This window comes from Amycolatopsis sp. A133, from assembly GCF_031082405.1.
Lineage (GTDB): Bacteria > Actinomycetota > Actinomycetes > Mycobacteriales > Pseudonocardiaceae > Amycolatopsis.
Genome location: NZ_JAVHJU010000049.1, coordinates 67,956 through 91,104, shown reverse-complemented (window position 1 = coordinate 91,104; position 23,149 = coordinate 67,956). Strand labels below are relative to the sequence as shown.

General features: G+C 74.2%; 26 protein-coding genes and 1 pseudogene. 17 read left to right on the top strand and 10 right to left on the bottom strand.

Features of this window, described 5'->3' with window-relative positions:
• Positions 1-33: 33 nt before the first annotated feature.
• From Q5425_RS29895 to Q5425_RS29885, 3 genes are read right to left on the bottom strand one after another with little or no spacing between them, the layout of a single operon-like run.
• The gene (locus Q5425_RS29895; protein ID WP_308675676.1) at positions 34-924 is read right to left on the bottom strand and encodes a glycosyltransferase; all 891 of its coding nucleotides are present in this window, start codon (positions 922-924) and stop codon (positions 34-36) included.
• Positions 903-1,769: a glycosyltransferase gene (locus tag Q5425_RS29890; protein WP_308675675.1), complete on the bottom strand. Its 867-nt coding sequence runs from the start codon at positions 1,767-1,769 to the stop codon at positions 903-905. The genes Q5425_RS29895 and Q5425_RS29890 overlap by 22 nt, the downstream gene beginning before the upstream one ends.
• Positions 1,766-2,623 carry a polysaccharide pyruvyl transferase family protein gene (locus Q5425_RS29885; RefSeq protein WP_308675674.1) on the bottom strand — a complete coding sequence of 286 codons (858 nt, stop codon included), beginning with the start codon at positions 2,621-2,623 and terminating at the stop codon, positions 1,766-1,768. The genes Q5425_RS29890 and Q5425_RS29885 overlap by 4 nt, the downstream gene beginning before the upstream one ends.
• A gap of 71 nt (positions 2,624-2,694) precedes the next feature.
• On the opposite strand from Q5425_RS29885, the gene Q5425_RS29880 reads away from it, so the two are divergent.
• From Q5425_RS29880 to Q5425_RS29840, 9 genes are all read left to right on the top strand, one after another.
• Entirely contained in the window at positions 2,695-3,660 is a 966-nt protein-coding gene (locus Q5425_RS29880) for an SDR family oxidoreductase (protein ID WP_308675673.1), read from the top strand.
• A 112-nt stretch (positions 3,661-3,772) separates the two neighbouring features.
• Positions 3,773-5,446 carry a carbamoyltransferase C-terminal domain-containing protein gene (locus Q5425_RS29875; RefSeq protein WP_308675672.1) on the top strand — a complete coding sequence of 558 codons (1,674 nt, stop codon included), beginning with the start codon at positions 3,773-3,775 and terminating at the stop codon, positions 5,444-5,446.
• The gene (locus tag Q5425_RS29870; RefSeq protein ID WP_308675690.1) at positions 5,446-6,006 is read left to right on the top strand and encodes an SIS domain-containing protein; all 561 of its coding nucleotides are present in this window, start codon (positions 5,446-5,448) and stop codon (positions 6,004-6,006) included. The genes Q5425_RS29875 and Q5425_RS29870 overlap by 1 nt, the downstream gene beginning before the upstream one ends.
• Positions 6,003-7,370, top strand: a complete 1,368-nt coding sequence (locus Q5425_RS29865) for a PfkB family carbohydrate kinase (RefSeq protein WP_308675671.1) — start codon at positions 6,003-6,005, stop codon at positions 7,368-7,370. Before Q5425_RS29870 ends, Q5425_RS29865 begins: the two co-directional genes overlap by 4 nt.
• Before the next feature lie 25 nt (positions 7,371-7,395).
• Positions 7,396-8,082 carry an SDR family oxidoreductase gene (locus Q5425_RS29860; protein WP_308675670.1) on the top strand — a complete coding sequence of 229 codons (687 nt, stop codon included), beginning with the start codon at positions 7,396-7,398 and terminating at the stop codon, positions 8,080-8,082.
• A complete protein-coding gene (locus Q5425_RS29855; RefSeq protein WP_308675669.1) occupies positions 8,073-9,023 on the top strand; it encodes a glycosyltransferase family 9 protein in 951 nt (316 codons plus the stop codon). The genes Q5425_RS29860 and Q5425_RS29855 overlap by 10 nt, the downstream gene beginning before the upstream one ends.
• Positions 9,016-10,326, top strand: coding sequence for a UDP-glucose/GDP-mannose dehydrogenase family protein (locus Q5425_RS29850; protein ID WP_308675668.1), 1,311 nt, complete (start codon positions 9,016-9,018; stop codon positions 10,324-10,326). Before Q5425_RS29855 ends, Q5425_RS29850 begins: the two co-directional genes overlap by 8 nt.
• A complete protein-coding gene (locus tag Q5425_RS29845) occupies positions 10,323-10,928 on the top strand; it encodes an NAD(P)H-dependent oxidoreductase (RefSeq protein ID WP_308675667.1) in 606 nt (201 codons plus the stop codon). Before Q5425_RS29850 ends, Q5425_RS29845 begins: the two co-directional genes overlap by 4 nt.
• Positions 10,929-11,022: 94 nt before the next feature.
• The gene (locus Q5425_RS29840) at positions 11,023-11,202 is read left to right on the top strand and encodes a hypothetical protein (RefSeq protein WP_308675666.1); all 180 of its coding nucleotides are present in this window, start codon (positions 11,023-11,025) and stop codon (positions 11,200-11,202) included.
• Between the two features lie 30 nt (positions 11,203-11,232).
• On the opposite strand, the gene Q5425_RS29835 is transcribed toward Q5425_RS29840, so the two are convergent.
• Entirely contained in the window at positions 11,233-12,360 is a 1,128-nt protein-coding gene (locus Q5425_RS29835; RefSeq protein WP_308675689.1) for an FUSC family protein, read from the bottom strand.
• Between the two features lie 347 nt (positions 12,361-12,707).
• The gene (locus tag Q5425_RS29830) at positions 12,708-14,057 is read right to left on the bottom strand and encodes an aldehyde dehydrogenase family protein (RefSeq protein WP_308675665.1); all 1,350 of its coding nucleotides are present in this window, start codon (positions 14,055-14,057) and stop codon (positions 12,708-12,710) included.
• Positions 14,058-14,147: 90 nt separating this feature from the next.
• Between Q5425_RS29830 and Q5425_RS29825 the strand changes: the two genes are divergently transcribed.
• Both Q5425_RS29825 and Q5425_RS29820 read left to right on the top strand, forming a co-directional pair.
• On the top strand, positions 14,148-15,626 hold the full coding sequence (locus Q5425_RS29825; protein ID WP_308675664.1) for an HAD-IIIA family hydrolase: 1,479 nt from the start codon (positions 14,148-14,150) through the stop codon (positions 15,624-15,626).
• Entirely contained in the window at positions 15,623-16,735 is a 1,113-nt protein-coding gene (locus tag Q5425_RS29820) for a glycosyltransferase family 9 protein (protein WP_308675663.1), read from the top strand. The genes Q5425_RS29825 and Q5425_RS29820 overlap by 4 nt, the downstream gene beginning before the upstream one ends.
• A 38-nt stretch (positions 16,736-16,773) precedes the next feature.
• Here the strand turns inward: Q5425_RS29820 and Q5425_RS29815 are convergent, their stop codons facing one another.
• Both Q5425_RS29815 and Q5425_RS29810 read right to left on the bottom strand, forming a co-directional pair.
• On the bottom strand, positions 16,774-16,962 hold the full coding sequence (locus tag Q5425_RS29815; RefSeq protein ID WP_308675662.1) for a DUF2795 domain-containing protein: 189 nt from the start codon (positions 16,960-16,962) through the stop codon (positions 16,774-16,776).
• 210 nt (positions 16,963-17,172) lie between these two features.
• Positions 17,173-17,271, bottom strand: a pseudogene (locus Q5425_RS29810) (hypothetical protein); the annotation flags it as partial.
• A 257-nt stretch (positions 17,272-17,528) separates the two neighbouring features.
• On the opposite strand from Q5425_RS29810, the gene Q5425_RS29805 reads away from it, so the two are divergent.
• The 5 genes from Q5425_RS29805 (at position 17,529) to Q5425_RS29785 (ending at position 19,956) form a co-directional block, all read left to right on the top strand.
• Entirely contained in the window at positions 17,529-18,353 is an 825-nt protein-coding gene (locus Q5425_RS29805) for an SDR family oxidoreductase (RefSeq protein ID WP_308675661.1), read from the top strand.
• Between the two features lie 154 nt (positions 18,354-18,507).
• Positions 18,508-18,951, top strand: a complete 444-nt coding sequence (locus Q5425_RS29800) for a DUF4383 domain-containing protein (RefSeq protein ID WP_308675660.1) — start codon at positions 18,508-18,510, stop codon at positions 18,949-18,951.
• A 62-nt stretch (positions 18,952-19,013) separates the two neighbouring features.
• Positions 19,014-19,169 (top strand): hypothetical protein, encoded by a 156-nt coding sequence (locus Q5425_RS29795; protein WP_308675659.1) that lies wholly within the window; start codon positions 19,014-19,016, stop codon positions 19,167-19,169.
• Complete coding sequence (locus tag Q5425_RS29790; protein WP_308675658.1) at positions 19,166-19,597, top strand: hypothetical protein; 432 nt, start codon at positions 19,166-19,168, stop codon at positions 19,595-19,597. The genes Q5425_RS29795 and Q5425_RS29790 overlap by 4 nt, the downstream gene beginning before the upstream one ends.
• Complete coding sequence (locus Q5425_RS29785; protein ID WP_308675657.1) at positions 19,594-19,956, top strand: VOC family protein; 363 nt, start codon at positions 19,594-19,596, stop codon at positions 19,954-19,956. Before Q5425_RS29790 ends, Q5425_RS29785 begins: the two co-directional genes overlap by 4 nt.
• A gap of 13 nt (positions 19,957-19,969) precedes the next feature.
• Here Q5425_RS29785 and Q5425_RS29780 read toward each other — a convergent pair whose 3' ends face one another.
• The 3 genes from Q5425_RS29780 to Q5425_RS29770 all read right to left on the bottom strand — a co-directional run bounded on the left by Q5425_RS29780 (position 19,970) and on the right by Q5425_RS29770 (position 21,509).
• Positions 19,970-20,392: a DUF6292 family protein gene (locus Q5425_RS29780; protein WP_308675656.1), complete on the bottom strand. Its 423-nt coding sequence runs from the start codon at positions 20,390-20,392 to the stop codon at positions 19,970-19,972.
• 120 nt (positions 20,393-20,512) lie between these two features.
• Positions 20,513-21,163: a phosphoribosyltransferase family protein gene (locus Q5425_RS29775; RefSeq protein WP_308675655.1), complete on the bottom strand. Its 651-nt coding sequence runs from the start codon at positions 21,161-21,163 to the stop codon at positions 20,513-20,515.
• Between the two features lie 7 nt (positions 21,164-21,170).
• The gene (locus Q5425_RS29770) at positions 21,171-21,509 is read right to left on the bottom strand and encodes a hypothetical protein (RefSeq protein ID WP_308675654.1); all 339 of its coding nucleotides are present in this window, start codon (positions 21,507-21,509) and stop codon (positions 21,171-21,173) included.
• A gap of 130 nt (positions 21,510-21,639) precedes the next feature.
• On the opposite strand from Q5425_RS29770, the gene Q5425_RS29765 reads away from it, so the two are divergent.
• Entirely contained in the window at positions 21,640-23,079 is a 1,440-nt protein-coding gene (locus tag Q5425_RS29765) for a glycoside hydrolase family 76 protein (protein ID WP_308675653.1), read from the top strand.
• The last annotated feature ends 70 nt before the right edge of the window (positions 23,080-23,149 follow it).

Genomic DNA, 23,149 nt, shown 5'->3' with positions numbered 1-23,149 from the left:
GGGTTAGAACCCGCCTTACCACTCACGAGCGCGTCAGCCCACGTAACGCCGGGCCTTCGACTCGCGTTGCGGAGCCTCCAGCAGCCGCAGGCCGCGCTCGACGTGCTCCGGGACCACCTGCCGGTCGCGCAGCACCGAAGGCAAGCCGCGGGCCACGTCCAGCAGGGCCGCCGCCGTCGCGCCGTCGAGTGGTGCCGACCGCAGCACGTCACGGCCGCGGCGGAAGACCGCGGGCCAGGGGCGGCGCAGCAGGAGCGTCCACAGCGTGTTGCGGATGCCGAGGCGGCGGCGGTGGCGCGGGTCGCGCAGCTTCGACGGCGCGTGGTGGATCACGACGTCCTCCGCCCAGCACATCCACCACCCGCGGGCGGCGACGTCCAGCGCGAACAGCTCCTCCTCGCCCCCGAGCCACATCCGCGGCGAAAAGCCGCCCACCTCGCGGAACACGCTGACGCGCACCGCCGTCAACCCGGCCATGATGCCGAGCAGGGCCGGGCCCGGGAGCCAGTCCGGGCCGGGCACCGGCGACTCGCGCAGCTCCGGCGTGATCGGGTCCTCGGCCAGCCCGGGCTCGACCAGGCAGCGCCCGGTCACCGAGCCGAGGCCCGGGTACGCGTCCAGGATGTCGGCGGCGCGGGTGAGCGCGCCGGGCTGCCACGTCGTGTCGTCGTCGCAGAAGGCGACGTACGGCGTCGTCACCTCCTCGACCGCGACGTTGCGCGCCACCGCGCCGAGGTTCTCCGCCAGGCGGAACAGGCGAACGCCGGGGAATTCCCGGGCGACCATGTCGGCCGTGCCGTCCGCAGACCCGTTGTCCGCGACGAAGATCGGCGCGGCGTCCGTTAAGGACGTCATGTGCGCCAGCGTCTCCCGCAACTGCGCGCACCGGTTGCGGGTGATGATCACGACCGAGATTCGCGCCATTCGGCGGTCCTTTCCAGAGTCCGGGCCTGGTGTTCGACGTGGGCGGGCAGGACGCGCCGGGAACTCAGCGCGCGCGGCAGCCGCGGCACCGCGCCGAGGACGGCGCCCGGCGCCGTCACCAGCGTCCGCGCCACCTCGCGCCGGCAGACGCGGGGCGGGCGGCGCAGCACGGCGATGAGCAGCCGGTTGCGCAGTTCGGCCCGGCGGCGCCACGACGACGGCGGCCGCGACCGGGACGGGTGGTGGTGGGCACGCAGGTGCCCGACGTAGCAGACCTCCCAGCCGCGGGCGGCCAGGTCGTAGGCGAGCAGCTGTTCCTCCGCGCCGAAGTGCAGCAGCGGGCTGAACCCGCCCACCTGCAGGTACGCCGTGCGGCGCACGATCGCCGAGCAGGCGAGGAAGCCCAGCACCAGCGGCCCCGGCGCGCCGTGCGGCCGGCCCAGCGGGCTGCGCTCCATTTCGGGCGTCACCGGGTCGTCCCGGCATTCCGGGCCGACGAGGGTGCGCGCGGCCAGCAGGCCGGTCCGCGGGTGCTCGTCGAAGATCCGCTCCGCCTCGGCCAGCGCGTCCGGCGCCCACCACGAATCGTCGTCGCTGAAGGCGACGTAAGGCGTGTCGGCCGCGATGACGCCGAGGGTGCGCGCGGCGGCACCCAGGTTCTGCGGCAGCCGGATCAGGCGCACGTTCGCGTACCGGACGGCGACCTCGGGTGTCTCGTCCTCGGAAGCGTTGTCCAGCACCACGACCGGCGGCTGTGGGTCCAAAGAGGACAGCCAGCCGAGGGTGCGGCCGAGTTCGGCGGCGCGGTTGCGGGTGGCGATGACGACGGTCGTGCGCGCGCTCACCGCCGCCCCACCAGCTCGTCCACCAGTGCGGCCAGGGAAGCCGGGTGCGCGGGCGGCGCCACCGCCGCGGACAGGCACCACTTCAGGCGGGAATCGAGCAACGCCGGATCGTCGGCGTCCTCGGCGGCCACCACCGGCCAGTCCAGCGCTTTCCCTTGCGCGGTCACCTTTCCGCCCCCGGCCACCGGGTCGACGGCGAGCACCGGCACCCCGGCCTTGAGCCCGAGCACCAGCCCGTGCAGCCGGGTCGTCACCACCGCGTCCATTTTGGACACCGCGGCGGCGAACTGGTCCGGGGTCGCGCACCGCTCCCAGTCCTCGTGCGCGAGCCGGGTGTCCAGGGGGATCCGGGCGCAGTCCAGGCCGGCGAGCCAGCCGGTCAGTGCCTCGTGGACGTCGCCGTGGCGCCCCGCGCTGCCGTATTCCGGCTGGTGGGGAGCGAGGATCACGCCGAGCACCGGGGTGGGCGACACCTGTGCCCCCAGCGAAAGGTCGAGTTCGGCGGTGACGCCGTCGTCGCGCGGGAGGACCCGGTGGAACCCCGTCACCGCCGGGTCTCCGGCGTCGGGCACGGACACGCCGACCGCGATCCGGCGGCAGCCGGCGTAGCGCTCGTGCAGCGAACGCACCTGCGGCCCGTGTACCGGGCCGCAGGCGAACACCACGTGCGTGTAGTCGCCGGGCGGCGCGTCGGGCAGGTGCAGGGTGCCGGGCCGGAAGCCGGGACTCCACACGACGTCGTGGTCGATCCCCGCCTGCGCCAGCGCAGTTCCGGCCGCGCGCAGGCTGAGGACGTCACCCGCCGTGGCTTCGCCGTGCAGGAAACTGGCCCAACCGGTGAGCAGAACTCGCATGGCCGGGGCGTACCCGATCCTCATCCCCTTACACGGGTTTGCGCCGACCGGGGCCGGGTAGCCGCAACGGCATGACGGATCCGGGAGTGACCAGGCGGTTCGAGCGCGCGGTGGTGACCGGGGGTGCCGGCTTCGTCGGCGCGCACCTGTGCGAGCTGCTGCTCGAAGAGGACATCGAAGTCATCGCCGTCGACAACCTCGCGACGTCCTCGGCGGACAGCCTCGACCACCTGCGCCGCCACGAGCGGTTCCGGTTCGTGCGCCACGACGTCACCCGGCCGATGCCGCTGAACTGCGAAGCCGGCGTCGTGTTCCACCTGGCTTCGGCCGCCTCGCCCCGCGACTACCTGGCCCTGCCGCTGGAAACGCTGCGCGCGGGCTCGCACGGCACCGAGAACGCGCTCGAGCTGGCCCGCCGCGACGGTGCCCGGTTCGTGCTGGCCTCGACCAGCGAGGTCTACGGCGATCCCCTGGAACACCCGCAGCGCGAAGGGTATTGGGGCAACGTCAACCCGATCGGGCCGCGGAGCGTCTACGACGAAGCCAAGCGCTACGCCGAAGCGCTGACGTCGGCCTACCGCCGCGAATTCGGCGTCGACACGGCGATCGCGCGGATCTTCAACACCTACGGCCCCGGCATGCGCGCCCACGACGGCCGGATGATCCCGGCGTTCCTCGGCCAGGCGCTCAAGAACGAGCCGATCACGGTCACCGGAACGGGCGAGCAGACCCGGTCCATCTGTTACGTCGAGGACACCGTCCGCGGCCTGCTCGCCCTGGCGCGATCCGGTCACCCGGGGCCGGTGAACATCGGCAATCCGCACGAGCTGACGGTCCGCCAAGTGGCGCAGCGGATCAAGGACATCACCGGGTCCGGTTCGCCGATCGAGTACGTCGACGCGGTGGTCGACGACCCCCAGCGGCGCTGTCCTGACATCTCCCTCGCCCGCGACGTCCTCGGCTGGGAACCGAAGGTCGACGCCGACGACGGCCTCCGTCGCACAGCGGCGTGGTTCCGCCGGGCGCCGTCGCGCTGAGTAGCGACGCCCAGGGCTTTTGCGCGCCATCGTTTATCAACGACTTCGCCGGGTAGCGCTATAGGCGAAAGCGGGCCTCACGAGTCCGCGCCGAAACGCCAGAGGCAGGTCGATGCGCATACTCGGGATCAATGCCGTCTTCCACGACCCGGCCGCAGCGCTGGTGGTCGACGGGGAGATCGTCGCCGCGGCGGAAGAGGAACGGTTCAGCCGCCGCAAGCACGGCAAGCAGGCGGTGCCGTTTTCCACCTGGGAGCAGCCGGCCCAGGCCGCCGCCTGGTGCTTGGCGCAGGCGGGGTTGTCCGCGAAGGACCTCGACGCCGTCGGGTACTCCTACGACCCCGCGCTGGTCGAGCCGGGCCTGGCCGGCCACGACCCGAGCGGTGAGGAACTGCGGACGGAGTTCGCCCAGCGGGCGCCCCGGTTCCTGAAGTCCGCTCTGCCCGGCCTCGACCCGGGCATCGTCAAGTTCGTCCGGCACCACGTCGCGCACGCCGCGTCGGCCGCGCTGGCCGCGCCGTTCGGCGACTGTGCCGTGCTCGTCGCCGACGGCCGCGGCGAAAGCACGTCCTCCCTGGCCGGTGAGTACCGCGACGGGCGGTTCAAGGAACTGGCGGCCCAGCGGCTCCCGCACTCGCTCGGCCTGCTCTACGAAGACCTCACCGAGCACCTCGGCTTCGCGCGCTCGAGCGACGAGTACAAGGTCATGGCGCTCGCTTCCTACGGCAAGCCGGCGTTCCTCGACGAACTGTGCGAGCACGTCCACGTCACCGGGGACGGCGGCTTCCACGCCTCCGGCGTCGACCTGGCTTCGCTGGCCCCGCGCCGCGAAGCGGGCGAAGAACTGAGCAGCCGGCACGCCGATCTCGCCGCCAGTGTCCAGAAAGTCCTCGAGGACATCCTCCTCGAACTGACGGGCTGGCTGCACGAACGCACCGGTCACCGGGACCTCGCGCTGGCGGGCGGGATCGCGCTCAACTGCGTCGCCAACACCCGGCTGCACGCCGAGGGCCCGTTCGACCGGATCTGGGTACAGCCCGCCGCGGGGGACGCGGGGACCGCGCTCGGCGCCGCGCTGCAGCTGGCCGCCGAAGCCGGGGAACGCGGGACACCCATGGGAGACGCCGGCTTGGGTCGCGGGTGGACCGACGAAGAGCTCGAAGAAATCCTCATCAAGGCGAAGCTGCCGTACGAGCGTCCCGACGACATCGCCGAGACCGTCGCCGAAGCGCTGGCGAACGACGAAGTGATCGCCTGGTTCCAGGGCCGGGCCGAGTTCGGCCCGCGAGCGCTGGGCCACCGGTCGCTGCTGGCCCACCCGGGCCGCAAGGCGAACCTGGAACGGCTCAACGACGTCAAGGGCCGCGAGCAGTTCCGCCCGGTGGCGCCGATGGTGCGGGCCGAGCGGGCGGCCGGGATCTTCACCCGCGGCCCGCTGCCCAGTCCCTACATGCTGTTCGTGCACGACGTCGCCGAGGACTGGCGGGACCGCATCCCGGCCGTCACCCACGTCGACGGGACCGCCCGCGTGCAGACCGTCGAAGAACGCGAAAACCCGGTACTGGCCCGGATGCTGGCCGGCTTCGAACGCCGGACCGGCCTGCCGGTCGTGATCAACACCAGCCTCAACACCGCGGGCCGCCCGATGGTGGACTCGCCCCGCGACGCGCTGGAGTGCTTCGGCTCGGCCCCGATCGACCTGCTCGCGCTGGGGCCGTTCGTCCTCCGGCGTCCCCGATCCACTCGAACCGGCGCGGCGTCGCCGGAGGAGAAGGAGGTGCCGTGATGGAAGCCCATCTCGCCGCGTTGGCCGAAGCCGCCGAGCGGACCCGCGAATCCGCCCACCGGATCACCGCGTGGGGACGGCACCTCGCCGGCGTGTTCGAGGCCGGCGGACGGCTGCTCGCCTGCGGCAACGGGGGCAGCGCCGCCGAGGCCCAGCACCTCACCGGCGAGCTGGTCGGCCGGTTCCGCCACGAGCGCCGGCCGCTGTCGGCGATCGCGCTGCACGCGGACACCTCCGCGACCACGGCCATCGTCAACGACTACGGCGACCACGAGGTCTTCGCCCGTCAGGTGCGCGCCCACGGCCGCGCGGGTGACGTGCTGGTCTGCCTGTCCACCAGCGGCACCAGCCCGAACGTCGTCGCCGCCGCGAAGGCCGCGCACGAACTCGGGGTGACGACGTGGGCGCTGACCGGTCCCGCCCCCAATCCCCTCGCCGCCCTGTGCGACGACGCCGTGACGGTCGAGGCGCCGACCGTCGCGACCGTGCAGGAAATGCACCTGGCACTGGTGCACGGCCTGTGCGCGGCCCTCGACGACGCGCTCGGGGTGACCGCGTGAGGCCGTTGGTCGTCCTGGGCGACACGCTGCTGGACGTCGACGCCGAAGGCACCGCCGAGCGGCTGTGCCCGGAGGCACCGGTGCCGGTGGTCGACCTGACGGCCCGGCGCCGCCGCCCCGGTGGTGCCGGCCTGGCCGCGCTGCTGGCCGCGCGGTCCGCGGCCGAGGTCGTCCTGGTGACGCCGCTCGGCGACGACGAAGGCGGCCACGCGCTGACCGGGCTGCTGGAACCGGACGTCACCGTGCTGCCGCTGCCCCTGCGCGGCACGACGGTGTGCAAGACCCGGATCCGCGCGGGCGGGCAGTCGTTGCTGCGCCTGGATTCCGGCGACGGCACGGCGACCGCCGACCCGCTGCCGGCCCCGGCGCGCGAGGCGCTGGAAGCGGCCGGCGCGATCCTCGTGGCCGATTACGGCCGCGGCCTGACGCGCAACGCGGACGTCCGGCGGCTCCTGCGCGAGCTGGCCGAGCGGATCCCGGTGGTCTGGGACCCGCACCCCCGCGGCGCCCAGCCCGTGCCCGGCACGCGGCTGGTCACCCCCAACCTGGCCGAAGCGCGCGCGGTGCTCGCCGGGCACGAGGAACCGGCCGAGCTGGCCAAGCTGCTGCGCGGCCACTGGCACGCCGACGCGGTCGCGGTCACCGTCGGTGCGCGCGGTGCCGCGCTGGCCGACGGCCTCGGCGAAACGAACGTCCCGGTTCCCGCGGCGGCCCGGACTCCCGGCCACGCCGCCCCCGACACCTGCGGCGCGGGCGACCGGTTCGCCGCCGCGGCCACCGCGGCCCTGCTCGGCGGCGCGGACACGACCGAAGCCGTGGTGACGGCGGTCGAGGCGGCGGCCCGGTTCGTCGCCGACGGTGGCGCGACCGCGTTGTCCACGAACGACGGCCCGGTCCCCGACCCCCAGCCGGCGACCGACGCGTTCGGCCTCGCCGAGCGGGTCCGCGCCGGCGGGGGCCGCCTGATCGCCACCGGCGGCTGCTTCGACCTGCTGCACCCCGGGCACGTGAGCCTCCTGCGGCAGGCCCGTGCCCTCGGCGACGCGCTCGTCGTCTGCCTCAACTCCGACGCGTCGGTGCGGTCCCTCAAGGGCCCGGGCCGCCCGCTGGTGCGCGACCGCGACCGGGCGCGCCTCCTGACGGCTTTGTCCTTTGTGGACGCCGTCGCGGTCTTCGACGAAACCTCCCCCGCCGCCGTCCTGGACAAGCTGCGCCCGGACGTCTGGGTGAAGGGCGGCGACTACGCCGAAGCGGACCTGCCCGAACGCGAAGTGGTCGAACGGCACGGCGGTGAAGTCGTGCTCGTCCCGACCGTGCCCGGTTACTCGACCTCCCGGCTGGTCGCCGCGGCGGCCACTGCCTGATCCCCCTCGCCCGCGAAGGAGAGCGATGCGACCCCTCGGCAACGTCCTGATCACCGGTGGCGCGTCCGGACTCGGCGCCGCCACCGTCGACGCCGTCCGCAAAGCGGGCGGCACCCCGTACGTCCTCGACCGCGTCCGCCCCGAAGACCCGGCCGAATACGTCGAAGCCGACCTGACCGACACCGCCGCCACCGAGGCCGCGGTGCGTGAGCTCGCCGAGCGCGCGGGCGGCCTGGACGGCGTCTTCACCGCCGCCGGCACCGACGCCTGCGGGCCGCTCGGTGAAGTGCCCACCGAGGCCTGGGAGCGGGTGGTGAAGGTGAACCTGTTCGGCACGGCCGCGGTGATCCGCGCCGCGCTCCCCTACCTGGAACGCTCCCACGGCACCGTCGTCACCGTCGCGTCCACCCTGGGCATCAAGGCGGTGAGCGACGCGACCGCCTACTGCGCCTCGAAGTTCGGCGTCGTCGGCTTCACCCGGGCACTCGCCGCCGAGCTGGCCGGGCGCGTCGGGGTCACGCTGCTGATCCCGGGCGGGATGTGGACGCACTTCTTCGACGACCGCACCGACCAGTACAAGCCGCCGCCGGACGCGAAGCTCAACCAGCCCGAGCACGTGGCGAACACAGTGGTCTTCGCGCTCCAGCAGCCGCCGGGCGCCGAAGTCCGCGAACTGGTCGTGTGCGCTTCGGAGGAGGGATCGTGGCCGTGAGCGCCGCGGTCCTCGTGCTGCGCGCGCTCGGCGTCGGCGACCTGCTGACGGCGGTGCCCGCGTTGCGCGCCCTGCGCGCGGCCCACCCCGGCGACCGGCTGGTGCTGGCCGCGCCGGAAGGCCTGCGGGACCTCGTGGAGCTGATCGACGCGGTCGACGAGCTGCTGCCGACGCCCGCGCTCGGGGAGCTCGCCTGGCCGGGGCCGCCGCCGCGGCTGGCGGTGAACCTGCACGGCAGCGGCCCGGAGAGCCTCCACGACCTGCTGGCCGCCGATCCCGCCGAGCTGCTGACCCACCGCCACCCCGACTTCCCGGACGTGCCCGGCCTCGAGTGGCGCGACGACGTGCACGAAGTGGACCGCTGGTGCCGGCTCGTCGAGTACGCCCACCTCGAGGCGGACCGCTCGGCGCTGCACCTGCCGGTGCCGCCGGGCCCGAGCCCGGCCCCGGACGCCGTCGTGGTGCACCCCGGTGCGGCCTCCCCGGCGCGGCGCTGGCCGCCCGGGCGGTTCGCCACCGTCGTCCGCGACCTCGCCGCGGCCGGGCACCGCGTCGTGCTCACCGGCAACGCCGGCGAACGCAACCTGGCGCTCTCTATCGCCGAAGCGGCCGGGCTCGGCGATGACGCCGTGCTGGCCGGACGCACCGGCCTGGCCGAACTGGCCGCGCTGGTGGCCGGGGCGGCGCTCGTCGTCTGCGGGGACACCGGCGTCGGGCACCTCGCCACCGCGTTCGGCACGCCGTCCGTGTTGCTGTTCGGCCCGACCCCGCCCCGGCTGTGGGGCCCGCCGCCGTCGGCGCGGCAGCATGTGGTTCTGTGGGCGGGCAACGTCGGCGACCCGCACGGCGAAGAGCCCGACGGCGGGTTGCTCCTGCTGGGCGAGGAGCGCGTGCTGGCGGCGACGCGCTCGGCCCTGGAAATGCGGGTGCCCCATGGGTGAGCACATCGGGATCGTCGGCGCGGGCTACGTCGGCTTGACCAGTGCTGCCTGCTTCGCCCGCCTCGGGCACCGGGTCACCTGCGTGGACACCGACGAGTCCAAAGTGGACGAACTGGGCCGGGGCGTGGTGGCCATCGCCGAACCGGGCCTGGCCGAGCTGGTCGGCCAGGGCCTCGCCGACCGGACGCTGAGCTTCACCACCGCCCAGGCCGAGCTGTACGGCGCGGACCTCGTCTTCCTGTGCCTGCCCACGCCGCCGGCCGAAGACGGGCGCCCCGACCTCGGCGTCCTCGAACGGGTCGTGCCGCAGCTCGGCCGGCTGCTGCGGCCCGGCTGCGTGCTCGTGACCAAGTCGACGGTGCCGGTCGGCACCGCGGCCCGGCTGCCCCACTTGCTGGGCCGCGACGACCTGCCGGTGGTCGCGAACCCGGAGTTCCTGCGCGAAGGGCACGCCGTCGAAGACTTCCTGCACCCGGACCGGGTGGTGGTCGGCGCCGACCCGGCGGATTCGCCCGCAGCCCAACGGGTCGCGCGGCTCTACGAGCCGTCCGGCGCCCCCGTCGTCGCGACCGACTCGGCCAGCGCCGAACTCGCGAAGTACGCGAGCAACGCGTTCCTCGCGGTGAAACTGTCCTACGTGAACGTCCTCGCCGAACTGTGCGAGCGGTTCGGCGCCGACGTCCGCGAGGTCTCGCGCACCATGGGCCTCGACGCGCGGATCGGCCCCGGATTCCTCGCCCCCGGGCCCGGCTGGGGCGGTTCGTGCCTGCCGAAGGACACCTCGGCCCTGCTGCACGCGGCCGAATCGGCGGGCGTCGACTTCGCCATCCTGCGCGACGCCGTCCGCGTCAACGCCCGGCAGCGCGCCCGGGTGGTGCGGGCCGTGCGGCAGGCGGTGACCGGCTCGGCGGCCGGGTCCCTCGCGGGCACCCGGATCGGCCTGCTGGGCCTGGCCTTCAAGGCCGGCACCGGCGACCTGCGCGATTCGCCGGCGCTGGCGGTGGCGGCGGAGCTCGCCCGCGCGGGCGCCGAGCTCACCGCGCACGACCCGGCCGTCGGGTGCGTGCCCGGTGCCGGCGCGGTCCAGGTCGTCGACGACCCGTACCTGGTGGCCAAGGACGCGGCGGCGCTCGTCGTGCTCACCGAGTGGCCCGAGTTCCGGGACCTCGACTGGGCGCGGCTGGCCGCCTCGGCCGACCGGGCGGTCGTGGTCGACACCCGCAACCTGCTCGACCCGGACGCCCTCGCCGAGGCGGGGTTCACCCACATCGGCGTCGGCACCCATCCCAGGAGGCACTCATGACCCTGCGCGTCCTTGCGCTGACCTGCACGCTCAAGCCGTCCCCGGCGAAGTCGAGCAGCGACCTCATCGCGCGTCAGCTGCTCGACCTCTTCGCCGAACGCGGCGCCACGGGCGAGCTGGTCCGCGTGGTCGACCACGACGTCCGCCCGGGCGTCGAAGCCGACATGGGCGACGGCGACGCGTGGCCGGGCATCCGGCGGAAGATCGCCGACACCGACGTCCTGCTGATCGCCACCCCGACGTGGGTCGGCCACATGTCGAGCGTCGCGCAGCGGGTCCTCGAACGCCTGGACGCCGAATTGTCCGAAACGGACGACGAAGGCCGTCCGGCGATGTTCGGCAAGGTCGCGGTGGCCGCGGTCGTCGGCAACGAGGACGGCGCCCACAAGATCATCGCGGACCTGTTCCAGGCGCTGAACGACGTCGGTTTCACCGTGCCGGCGCAGGGCGCCACCTACTGGAACGGCGAAGCGATGCAGGGCGGCGACTACCAGGACCTCGACGAGACGCCGGAGGCCGTGGCCTCGACGAACGCGACGCTGGTCCGCAACGCCGTCCACCTCGCCGGTTTGTTGCGTGAGCAGCAGTACCCGGCGAAGTGACTAGTCCGTTCGAGTGACATCACTGCGCCGGACGAGTGTGGCGCAGACCACGTGGGTAACCGTTCGGCACCTTCGAACCTCAGCAGGGGGCCCCGTGCCGAACCGAGTCATGATCAGCCGCGACAGCAAGCCCATCCCGTGCGAGGAGTGCGGCCTGCCCACGTTGCACGTCGCGCGGCTCGTGTCCGGTGACGGCACCTTGCTGGGCCAGACGATGGTGTGCACCGCCTGCCGGCGGCACCGGTCGGAGGCCGACGCGATCGCGATCCAATAGCCGGTGCAGGCCGCTCGTGGGAGGCGGCCTTCACCGCTTTTCCAGCTGTTCCAGCAGCAGCCGCGCGGGCAGGATCATCGTGCCCAGGCCCAGCCGGGCCGGCACACCGTCTTCCTCGGCGGTCACGAGCCGCTTCTCGAGCTTCGCGAGCAGAGCCCGGCATTCGTCCAGTTCGACCGGCTCCCCCACCATCGCCACCGCCTGCACGGCACCGGCCAGGTGGTGCATGAGGTCCGCCAGCGCTTCCCGCGCATCCGGCCAGGGGTATTCGAAGGGGTGTTCCCGCCGGCCCGCGGTCGTTTGCACGGCGGCGATCAGCTGCGACACGGCGGGCCACAGCCCGATCAGCGTCCGAAGCGGACGTTCGTGGTGCGTCCCGGCGGCGGGCCGGCCCCGGCGGAGGTTCAGCATCCGCCCTTCCTGCGTCAGGCCGACGGCTTCTTCGGCCGCCAGCACCTGGCTGTGCGCGTCCTGGGCCTGGGACGGCAGGCCGTCGAGGTCCTCGGGCGGTTCGTCGCGGCGGACCAGGTCGGAGAGCGACTCCAGCAGGCCAGCGAGCGCCCGTGCGAGCCGCCCGGCCGCGGCGGCGAGCCGTTCCCCGTACAGCGGCGGGAAGATCAGCGTGTTGACCGCAACGCCGATCGCGGCGCCCAGCGCCGTTTCCAGCAGGCGGTCGCCGAGCAGGACGGGCTCGCGGGCGGTGCCGTAGGAGATCACCAGCATGCCGGTGACACCGACCCAGACCCCCGAGTCGCCGAAGCGCCGCCAGCTGCCGGCGAGCAGGCCCACGAACACGACGGTCGCCAGCGCAACGGCCTGCCAGGGGATGAGCTGACCCGCGACGGCGGCGAGGAGGACGCCGGTGGCCACCGAGCCGACCTGCTGGATCCAGCCGCGCAGCGACCGGTAGACGGTCGCTTCCACGAGGAAGACGGCGGCGTAGGGAGCGAGGAAGGGTTGCGGCAGGTGGAGCACCAGGGTGGCCAGCAACCAGGCGGCGGTCGCCGCGAGGGTGGCTTTGGCGGTTTGGACGAGGATGCGCCGTTCCCGGCCGGGGACCCGGAGGGCGCGGGCGAACCAGCCGAACGGGGTCCGGTCGTGCTGTTCCTCGTCCGCTGAGGAGCCCGGGGCGGGTCGGCCGCCGCCGGTCGGCCGGATGAGGCGCGTGAAACGGGCGACCGGGGTTCGGCCGCCTTGGTCGGCCGAGTCCGGCCGGGCCTGCTCACGGCTCGGCCGGTCGCCGGGCTCGCCTTCGCCCCGCGAGCCCGCGCGAGCCTGCCCACCACCGCCCGGCCGGTTTCCCTGCTCGCCTTCCTCCGGCGATCCCGGCCGCACCGGCCCGCCGCCGCCCGGCCGGGCACCGGGCTCGCCTTCGCCCCGCGATCCCGGCCGCACCGGCGCACCACCGCCTGGCAGGTCGCCCTGATCCGTGTCCGCCGGAGAACCGGCGCCGTCCTCGCCACCCGTCTCCGGCCGCGACACCCCGGGTCTCCCCTGCCGTCCGGTCATGCGGGCGGGGCGATGTGCACGAGCTTCGTCTGGGTCAGCTCGTCCAGCAGCTCGGGCCCGTACCCGTACCCGTTCCCGCTGCGCCCCCGCGGGTGCGCGGCCCCTCCGGGTGCCCCGCCGAACACGTTGTTCACCTTCACCGTGCCCGCGGGCAGCTCGCGCCACGCTCGCTGGGCGCGGGCCATCGAGGCCGTCAGCACCGTCGCCGCCAGGCCGTATTCGCCCTTCGCCGCTTCGGCCAGGCCCGCGTCGAAGTCCGGCACGACCTGGACCGGGGCCACCGGGCCGAACGTCTCCTCGGTCATCACCCGCAGGTCGGCCGCACAACCGGTCAGCACCGTCGCCGGGTAGTGGGCGCCGGGACCGTCCGGCACCGCGCCACCCGTCAACAGGCGCGCGCCCCGCGAAATCGCGTCGGACACGTGCGAGTGCACGTGGTCGCGGTGGCGCCGGTCCACCAGCGGGGCCAGGGTCCGGCTTTCCGCCTCCTTCACCAGCGCCGCCAGGAACGGCTCGGCGATCGAGGCGCACACGTAGATCCGTTCGACCGCCACGCAGATCTGGCCCGAGTTGGCGAACGCGCCCAGCGCCGCCTGGCCGGCCGCCCACGCCGGGTCGACGTCCTCGTCGATCACCAGCGGGTCGTTGCCGCCGTTCTCCAGCAGCGTCTTCGCGCCCGTGGCGGCCGCGCTCGCGGCGATCGACCGGCCGGTCGCGGTGCTGCCGACGTGGGCGATGACGTCGACGTCGTCGCGCATCGCGAGGATCGCGCCGACCCCGCCGTCACCGTGGAGGGTCTGCAGGACGCCGCCCGGGAAGACTTCGCCGAGCACCTCGCCGAGCAGCTGCCCGGTGTGCGGTGCGCGCTCGCTCGGCTTGTGCACCACGGTGTTGCCGGTGGCCAGGGCCGCGCCGAGGAGCCCGCAGGCGACCGCGACCGGGTCGTTCCACGGCGTGAGCGCCACAACGACGCCGTGCGGTTCGGGCACCATCAGGTCCGTCGCGCCCACGTCGCCGAGGAGGCTGCGGCCGCGGTGGACCGGGCCGAGCTCGGCGTACTGGTCCAAAGTGCCCGCACCGGCGAGCACGCCTTCGCGAGCTTCGCCGTGCGGCTTCCCGGTCTCCGCTTCGTTCGTCTTCGCCAGCTCGTCGGCGTGGGCGCGCAGCCGCTCGGCGGCGGTGTGCAGCAGCGCCCCGCGTTCGGCGGCCGGGGTCCGGGCCCACCGCGCCCGGGTGCGGCGGGCCAGCGCGAGCGCCGCGTCGATTTCGTCTTCGCCCGCGGCCGGCACAGTGCCCACCACGCTGCCGTCGGCCGGGTTCCGGATTTCGATCGTCCCCGCGGTCATCCGCACCTCCTTCTCGTCGCCCGCCGGTTACCCGGGTGCGGGGACTTCGACACGCCGTTTGACCACCCCTGCCCCGGGTATCCCGCTCCGGTGACTGCTTCGCTCGACTACACCGTGGTGATCCCCACGACGGGCCGGGAGACGCTTCGGCCACTGCTGGACACCCTCCTCGGCGGGCCCGGCCCGCAACCGGCGGAGATCCTCGTCGTCGACGACCGCCCCGGCGGGTCCGATCTGGACGTCCCCGACGGCGTGCGCGTGCTCCGCTCCGGCGGGCGCGGTCCCGCCGCGGCGCGCAACCTCGGCTGGCGCACCGCGAAGAGCGAGTGGATCGCGTTCGTCGACGACGACGTCGTGCTCGCCCCCGACTGGCCGCGGCAGCTCGAGGCGGACCTCTCCGCGCTGCCGCCGGAAGTGGCCGCCTCGCAAGGCCGGATCACCGTCCCGCTGCCCGCGGACCGGCGGCCCGCCGACGACGAACGCTCCACCGCGGGCCTCGAGCACGCGCGGTGGATCACCGCGGACATGGCCTACCGCCGCAGCGCGCTCGTCGAAGCGGGCGGCTTCGACGAGCGGTTCCCGCGCGCCTTCCGCGAGGATTCCGACCTCGCGCTGCGCGTCGCCGAAGCCGGGCACCGGATCGACCAGGGCGAGCGGCTGACCACGCACCCGGCCCGCCGCGCCGGGTTCTTCTACAGCCTGAAAGCCCAGCGGGGCAACGCCGACAACGCGCTGATGCGGGCCAAGCACGGCGTGCTCTGGCGCCAGCGCACCGGCGCCGGGCCCGGCCGGCTCGGGCTGCACGCACTGTCCACAATGGCCGGTCTGGCCGCGCTCACGCTGCCGTTGCTGCGGCAGCGCGGAAAGGCGTTGCTCGCCGCGGGCGTGTGGGCCGGGCTGACGGCGGAGTTCGCCGGCCGCCGGATCGCGCCCGGCCCGCGGACCCCGGGCGAAGTGGCCCGCATGGTCGTCACCAGTGCCCTGATCCCGCCCGCCGCGTGTTACCACCGGTTGCGCGGGGAGATCGCGGCCCGCCGTCCCCGGCCCCCGGTCGCGGTGCTGTTCGACCGGGACGACACGCTGATCGTCGACGTCCCCTACCTCAACGACCCGGACGGCGTCCGGCCGGTGCCGGGCGCCGTCGAACTGGTGCGGGGCCTGCGTGCGCGCGGCATCCCGGTCGGCGTGGTGAGCAACCAGTCCGGTGTCGCAAAAGGACTGATCACGCGAGAGCAGCTCGACGCGGTCAACGCCCGCGTCAAGGAGCTCTTCGGCCCGTTCGGCACCTGGCAGGTCTGCGTGCACGACGACGGCGACGGCTGCGCGTGCCGCAAACCGGCACCCGGCATGGTGCTGCGGGCCGCCGGCGAGCTCGGCGTCGATCCCGCGTCCTGCGTGGTCATCGGCGACACCGGCGCCGACGTCGACGCGGCGCTCGCCGCCGGGGCCCGTGCGGTGCTGGTGCCGACCGCCCGCACCCTCGAACCCGAGATCGCCCGGGCCCGCCGGCACGCCGCCGTCGCCCGTGACCTGTCCGAGGCGCTGCGCGTGGCCGGGGTCGCCGGATGACCCGGGTGCTCGTCGCCCGCCAGGACAACCTCGGGGACGTCCTGCTCGCCGGGCCCTGCGTCCGCGCGGTCGCCGCGTCCGGCGCCGAAGTGACGCTGCTGACCGGCCCGCACGGCCGCCCCGCCGGCGAGCTGCTGCCGGGGGTGGCCGACCTGCTCACCTGGACCGCGCCCTGGATCGACCCCGACCCACCGCCGGTCACCGCCGAGGACACCGGCGCGTTCGTCTCGCTGATCCGCTCGAAGTCGTTCGACCGGGCGCTGATCCTCACGTCGTTCCACCAGTCCCCGTTGCCGCTGGCCCTGCTGCTGCGCCAGGCCGGGGTGCCGTGGATCGGCGCGATCTCCGAGGACTACCCGGGCAGCCTGCTCGACCTCCGGCACCACGTCGACGGCGACCCGCCGGAGCCGGTCCGCATGCTGTCGCTCGCCGAAGCGGCCGGGTTTTCGCTGCCACCGGACGACCACGGCGCCCTGGCGCTGCGGCGCCCGTTGCCGAACACCAGCAGGCTCACCGGCGGCGGGGCGTACATCGTGGTGCACCCGGCCGCGTCGGTGCCCGCTCGCCAGCCGTCGGCGGCGTGGAGCCGCGAGACGGTGCGGGCGCTGGCCGCCGACGGGCACCGGGTGCTCGTGACGGGCGCGCCCTCGGAGCGGGCGCTGACCCAGGAGGTGGCCGGGACGTCGGCGGTGAACCTCGGCGGCCGGACGTCACTGGCGGAACTGGCGGCGGTGCTCTCCGGCGCCCGGGTCGTGGTGGCGCCCAACACGGGCCCCGCCCACCTCGCCGCGGCGGCGGGCACGCCGGTGGTGTCGTTGTTCGCCCCGGTGGTGCCGCAGGAGCGGTGGGCGCCCTACGGCGTTCCCACGGTGGTGCTGGGCGACCAGCACGCCCCCTGCCGCGCCAGCCGCGCCCGGGTCTGCCCGGTTCCGGGCCACCCCTGCCTCGACACGATCGACCCCGCCGACGTCTGCCGCGCGGTGACGGCCCTCGCCCTGCCCGGCGCCGTCGTCCCGGAGAGCGCCGAGATGACGGTGACATCCGGGACTTCGTCCCGGGCCGGGGGCTTCGCCACCCGGACCCCCGAAAAGCAGGCGCAGTCCCGGTGATCGCGCGGCCCGGGCGGCGCGCCCGGGCCGCGGGCACGTCAGCCGCCGATCTCCTTGCTCACGCCGCTCGGCCCTTCGTAGGTCCGGTCCGGCAGCCCGCGCACGACGTCCAGGGTGGCGGAGTCCGCGCCGTTCTTCTCGGCCGCGCGCACCAGGTCGTCGCGCTGCGCCGGGTAGTCGACGCCGGACAGGTACTTCTGCAGTTCGATCGGGTTCGGCTTGCTCACGGGAGCACTCCTTCCGTCGGGGAACGGCGCGGTTACCCCGCCCGGTGCCCGACACACGCTCAGGACGGCACGGGCTGCTCCCCCGCCGGGTGAAGCGGGCGCACCGTCGCGTCCGGGTGCCGCGTCAGCGGTTGCAGCGGCAACGCCGTCTGGCCGGCGAGCTGTTCCAGGTGCCGCAACAGGATTCCTTCCCGCAACGCGGGTGAGCCGGCCGGCACCGAGCGGGAGCGAGACGGCCGGCTCCGGCTCGGCGTCCCGGCCGGGCACCAGCTCCATCGAGCCGCCGCCGATGTCGATCAGCAGCAGCCGCTCGGCCGACCAGCCGCACCGCCGCGTCCACGGCCCGGCGCACCGCGGCCGTCACCCGCTCGATCCCGGTCTCGCTCAGCATCCCGTCCGCGGCAGGAGCTCTTCGGCGAGCAGCGTCGGTTCGTCCACCACCTGCAGCTGCGCGGAATTCGACCCGATGTCCAGCACGGCCGGTCTCATCGGGACGGGATACCCCCGGCCGTGGCGTTTAGCCGCCGGTGGCGGTGGTAGCCGACCGGTGACGAAAGGACCTGCCCGTGTCGCTCCCGGCGCCCCTGCCCGCCGAAGCCGCTTCGCCGCGGCGCGCCGTCGTCACCGGCGCCGATTCCGGCATCGGCCGCGCGGTCGTGGCCGCCCTCGCCGGCGGCGGCCTGGACGTCGGCATCACCTACCACTCGGACGCCGACGGCGCGGAGGAAACCGCCGCCGAGGCCCGCTCGCACGGGGTGACCGCGCACGTCCGGCGGCTCGACCTGACCGAGCTGCCCGGCGCCGCCGACGTCGTCGACGCGTTCGCCGGAGACCTCGGCGGCATCGACGTCCTCGTCAACTGCTCCGGCACGGGCAGCAGCGAGCGCGTGACGGACCTGAGCTTCGAGAAGTGGCGTCAGGTCCTGGACGTCGACCTCGACGGGGTCTTCCTCCTGTCGCAGCGGGCCGCCCGGCACATGATCGACGCGGGCCGCGGTGGCCGGATCATCACCATCACCAGCGTGCACGAGCACGTGCCCCGGGTCGGCGCCGCCCCTTACTGCGCCGCGAAAGCGGGCGCGGGCGCGCTGACCCAGGTGCTCGCCCTGGAGCTGGCCGAGCACGGCATCACCGTGAACTCGGTGGCCCCCGGCGAAATCTCGACGCCGATGACGGGACAGGCCGACGCCGATCCGCGCGAGCAGGACCGGCCCGGCATCCCGCTCGGCCGCCCCGGCCACGCCGCCGAGGTGGCGGCCGCGGTCGCGTTCCTGGCGACCCCGGCGGCCGGCTACATCACCGGCACGTCGCTCGTCGTCGACGGCGGGCTGCTGCTGATGGGCGCCCAGCACGGAACCGCGTACCGCGGTCACGACTGGCGCTCCCCCTGAGACCAGGGGCCCGCGTCCTGGCTGCAGGGACCGGCGCGGGTCCCGGCCGTGGGCCGGACGGCGGACCCCCCAGCCCGCCGTCCGGCCCCTTCCACTCCCCCGTTTCCCCTTCGCTACCGCGGGTATCCGGACGCGAAGGACAAAGGAGGCACCTATGTCGTCCGCCGAAATCCGCTCCCGGACGGGAGCGTCCTGGCTCCGCCCGGTCGTCGCCGTCCTCGGGCTGCTCTACCTCGCACTGGGGATCGCCGGGTTCCTGACCCCGGAAACCGCCGCGGTCGGCCACGAGACCAGCCGCGCGGTGTGGATCTTCAGCGCGAGCCCGCTGCTGAACCTCGTCCACACGGCGGTCGGCGTGCTCGGGCTGCTCGCCGCGACCCGGCGCACCGGGGCGATCATCTACTGCTGGGTGCTGTTCGTGGGCTTCACCGGGATGACCGCGTACGGCATCCTCGCCACCGCGATCGTCAACCCCGAAGACCCGATCAACCTGAACTGGGCGGACAACTGGCTGCACGGGCTCACCGCGGTCGCCGGGCTGGTGCTCGGCATCGTCGCCGCGCGGGCGGTCAACCGGGCCGCCGCGCGCTCGCGGTGATCCCGGTCGTTTCGGCCGGAGACCACCGGGTAGCCGGAGGACACCGCCTGAAGGAGGTTCCGATGCACCGCGAAAGCGACCGGCATCCGCGCCGGGAAGACGACGCGCTGGAGGCCGAGCCGCGCGGGACCCCGCAGGGCAACGACCCGTCCCCCGCCGAAGAGCAGCAAGATCCCGAGCTCCCGGCCGACGTCCCGCCGCTGGGTGGCGGCGCATGACCACGAGCGGAGCGGCGGCGGTGGGCGAGCCCACCGTCGTCGTGCACCACCGGCTCCACGCGGACTTCGCCGTCGGGTTCCCGTGGCTGCGGCGGCTCCTCGGTCCACGCAGCGGCCTGGAACTGGACGCCGCCGGTCTGCGCGTCCGGTTCGGGCCGTGGCGGGTGGAAACGCCGCTGAGCAACCTCGCCGGCGCCGAAGCCACCGGCCCGTACCACGCTTTGCGCGTGTTCGGCGTCCGGCTTTCCCTCGCCGACCGCGGCCTGACGTTCGGCACCACCACCCGCGGGGGTGTGTGCCTGCGGTTCCGGGAGCCCGTCGCGGGCCTCGACCCGTGGGGGCGGCTGCGGCACCCGGGCCTGACGGTGACCGTCTCCGAGCCGGAACTGGTCGCCGAAGCCGTCAACCGGATCGTGGCGGGGGCATGACCACGGCCCGCATCCTGGCCGTCGCGGTCGACTGCCGTCAGCCGGACCTGCTCGCCGAGTTCTGGGCGAAGGCGCTCGGCAACGCGAAAACCCGCACCTGGACGGACTCGCACGGCCTGACTTACCGCCAAGTCGACTTCGACGACGGGCCCGCGCTGCTGTTCCAGCCGGTGCCCGAGGAAAAGGCCGTCAAGAACCGGCTGCACCTCGACCTGGCCCCGGTGGGCCGGGACCAGCGCGCGGAGGTGGAGCGCCTGGTGATGCTCGGGGCCAAGGTCCTCGACGATCCGGACGACGACCCGTGGGTGGTGCTCGCCGACCCGGAGGGCAACGAGTTCTGCGTGCTGCCGCCGCGCTGACCCGGAGGCTGGCTCAGGCTTGGCCGACGGGGTCACCGGCGTAAGCGGCCAGGCGTTCGTCGAAGCCGTCCGCGGCGCCGGGTCTCCGGAAGTCCGGGGCATCCGGGCGTCCCGGGTACTGCTCGCCGTACAAGGCCGCCACGAACGTCACGACGGCTTCGGGCGGTGGCAAGACGTCCTCCCCGAGGTAGGCGAGCACGATCACCTCGTCCCCGCCCGCCGGCTCGACGGCCGCGGACCAGCCGTCGCGTTCGTCCCACAGCAGTGCGGTCTCGTGGCCGGGGAAGCGGGTGAGCCGCCGGTCCAGCGCGAAGTACGCACCGGCGGGGACGTCCACTTCGCAGAACCAGGCGGGTACGTCCAGGTTGGCCGCGACGGCCAGCAGGTACTGCCGCAGCCCGCGCGCCGCCGCGCCGAGCCCGTCGCGTTCGGTCATCCCGCTGCCGCCCTTCCGGTCGGTGCCCCCATCGGGTGATACCCCGTCACCCAGCCGGTCAACCCGGGCCACCCGGGTGGAGCAGCGAGTCACCGTCTGTCCTCTGTGGAACAACGAGGGTCACCGGACGAGCAGGTCGAGCACGTCGTCGTCACCCATCTGGCGGAAATCGGCGTACCACTGGCCGACCGCGCGAAAACCCGGCGGTTCGGAGACGCAGACCACGTCGTCGGCTTCCAGCCGCACCCGCGCCGCCGCACCCGGGGCGGCGACCGGCGCGGCGAAGACGAGCGTCCGCGGGTGCGCCGCGCGGACGTCGCGCAACGCCGCCGTCGCGGTGACGCCGGTCGCCAGCCCGTCGTCGACGAGGAGGACGTCACGGCCGGTGAGGACGACCGGCTCCCGGCCGGCGCGGTAGCGCTCGAGCCGGCGGCGCGCCTCCGCCCGCTCCCGGGTTTCGGCCCGCGCCATCCGCGCGGCCGTCAGCTTCAGCGCGCGCAGGGCGGCCTGGTCGTAGATCGCCGGGCCGTCCGGGGTGACCGCGCCGACGCCGTACTCGCGGCGGCCCGGCGCGCCGATCTTGCGCGCGACCGCGACGTCCAGGTCGGCGCCGAGCCGCCGCGCGACGACGGCGGCCACCGGCACCCCGCCGCGGGCGAGGCCGAGCACGAGCGGGTCGGTCCAGGAGCGGCGCCCCAGTTCGCCCGCGAGCCGGCGGCCGCCGTCCTCCCGGTCGGCGAAGATCCGCGGACGGTCCTCCCGCTCGGACATGCCGGGGTCACGGACGCCAGTCGTCGCGCCAGTCGGGGTGGGCCTCGTACACGGAGGCGATCAGCTTGACCGACGCGTCGTCGTGGGCGTCGCGGATCTCGCGGCGCAGGAACTCCGCCTTCTCGGCGAACGGGACCGGGTGCCGGTCTTCCATCGCCTCGACCGGCCCACCGGCGAGCAGCAGCCCGTCGCCGCCGTCGGCGTACATGATCCGCAGCCGCCCGCGCCGTTCGGCCTCGTCGATCAGCGGCAGCTCACCCGCCCGGACGCGCTCTTCGTCCTCCGCGAGCCGGGCGAGCACGAATTCGTCGAGCTTCGCGGTCGTGGTGTCGTCGAGGTTCGTCATGGGTCCGGGATACCCGCCCGGGCCCGGCCGACACACGATTCCTGTCCGAGATCTGTCCACCAAAAGGACTGGACCAATAAAATCAGTTCCCGAAAATGGAAGCATCGCCCTTCAGCGTGGAAGGTGGCCGATGAACTTCCTTGTCCCCCTGCTGACCGTGGTCCTCGCGGCCACTCCGACGCCGGCGCCGGCGCCCGCCGCCGCGCCGCTCGCGACGATCTGCAACAAGTACTGCGACGCCAGAGATCCGGCGTTGTCCCCCGGCGACCGCGAAGGCCCTTCGGCCGGCGTCGGCGGCCGGAGGATCTCGCTGCACCTCGACGACGGCGACGACATGGGCTGGGCGGCGATCACCGGCGGTGCGGCCGGCGACCACGTCTGGCTGGACCGCTCGTTCGACGCCGGGCGCACGTGGGCGTCGGGCAGCAAACTCGGCGACACCGCGACACCGTCGGGCGCGACCGGCTGGCGGACCCTGATGCACAACGCCGACGACTGGGCGAACAAGGGCGTCGGCCTGCTTCGCGCCTGCGGGCAGCCCGCGGGTTCGGGGAGCGTCGCCTGCACCGGCTGGGCCCGCCCGACGTGGAACGCCGGGAACCGGCGCACCGCGGCCGCCACCGCGCTGATGGAGCGCTACAACCTCGGCACCGGCCTCTTCGACACGACCGGGTGGTGGAACTCGGCCAACGCCCTCACCGCGATCATCGACAACATCCGGGTCAGCGGCATGGGCAGCTACCGCTACGCGATCGACACGACGTACACGAAGAACCTCTCGGCCCAAGGCGGCAGCTTCCGCAACGACTACCTCGACGACACCGGGTGGTGGGGCCTCGCGTGGGTCGACGCCTACGACCTGACCGGCGACAGCAAGTACCTGAACACCGCTCGCGCGGACGCCGACCACATGTACGCGTACTGGGACGGCGTCTGCGGTGGCGGGGTCTGGTGGAGCACCAGCCGCACCTACAAGAACGCGATCCCGAACTCCCTGTACATCCAGCTGAACGCAGCCCTGCACAACCGGATCCCGGGCGACACGGCCTACCTGGCGCGGGCCCGCGCAGGGTGGGCGTGGTTCTCGGGCAGCGGCATGATCAACGGCTCGAACCTGGTCAACGACGGCCTGACCACGTCGACCTGCGCGAACAACGGCCAGCCGGTCTGGTCGTACAACCAGGGGGTGCCCCTGGCGGCGCTGACCGAGCTGTACCGCGCCACCGGCGACGCGGGCCTGCTGACGAAGGCCCGCGCGATGGCGAACGCGTCGACGGCGAACACGGCGCTGAACCCGGGCGGGATCCTGCGCGACCCGGGTGAAACGGCCGGGGGCGGCGGCCTCGACGGCCCGACGTTCAAAGGCGTCTACGTCCGCGACCTGGCGGTGCTGAACACCGCCTTGGCGGACCACCCGTACACGGGCTACCTGCAGCGCCAGGCGAATTCGGCGTACACGAACGACCGCAACAGCGCGGACGCGTACGGGCTGATGTGGGCGGGCCCGTTCGACCAGTCCGACGCCGCACGCCAGCAGAGCGCCCTGGACCTGATGAACGCGGCCCCCTGACCGATCTCCCCGGCTTGTCGTGAGTGGTAAGGCGGGTTAGAAGCCGCCTTACCACTCACGAGCGCCGAGG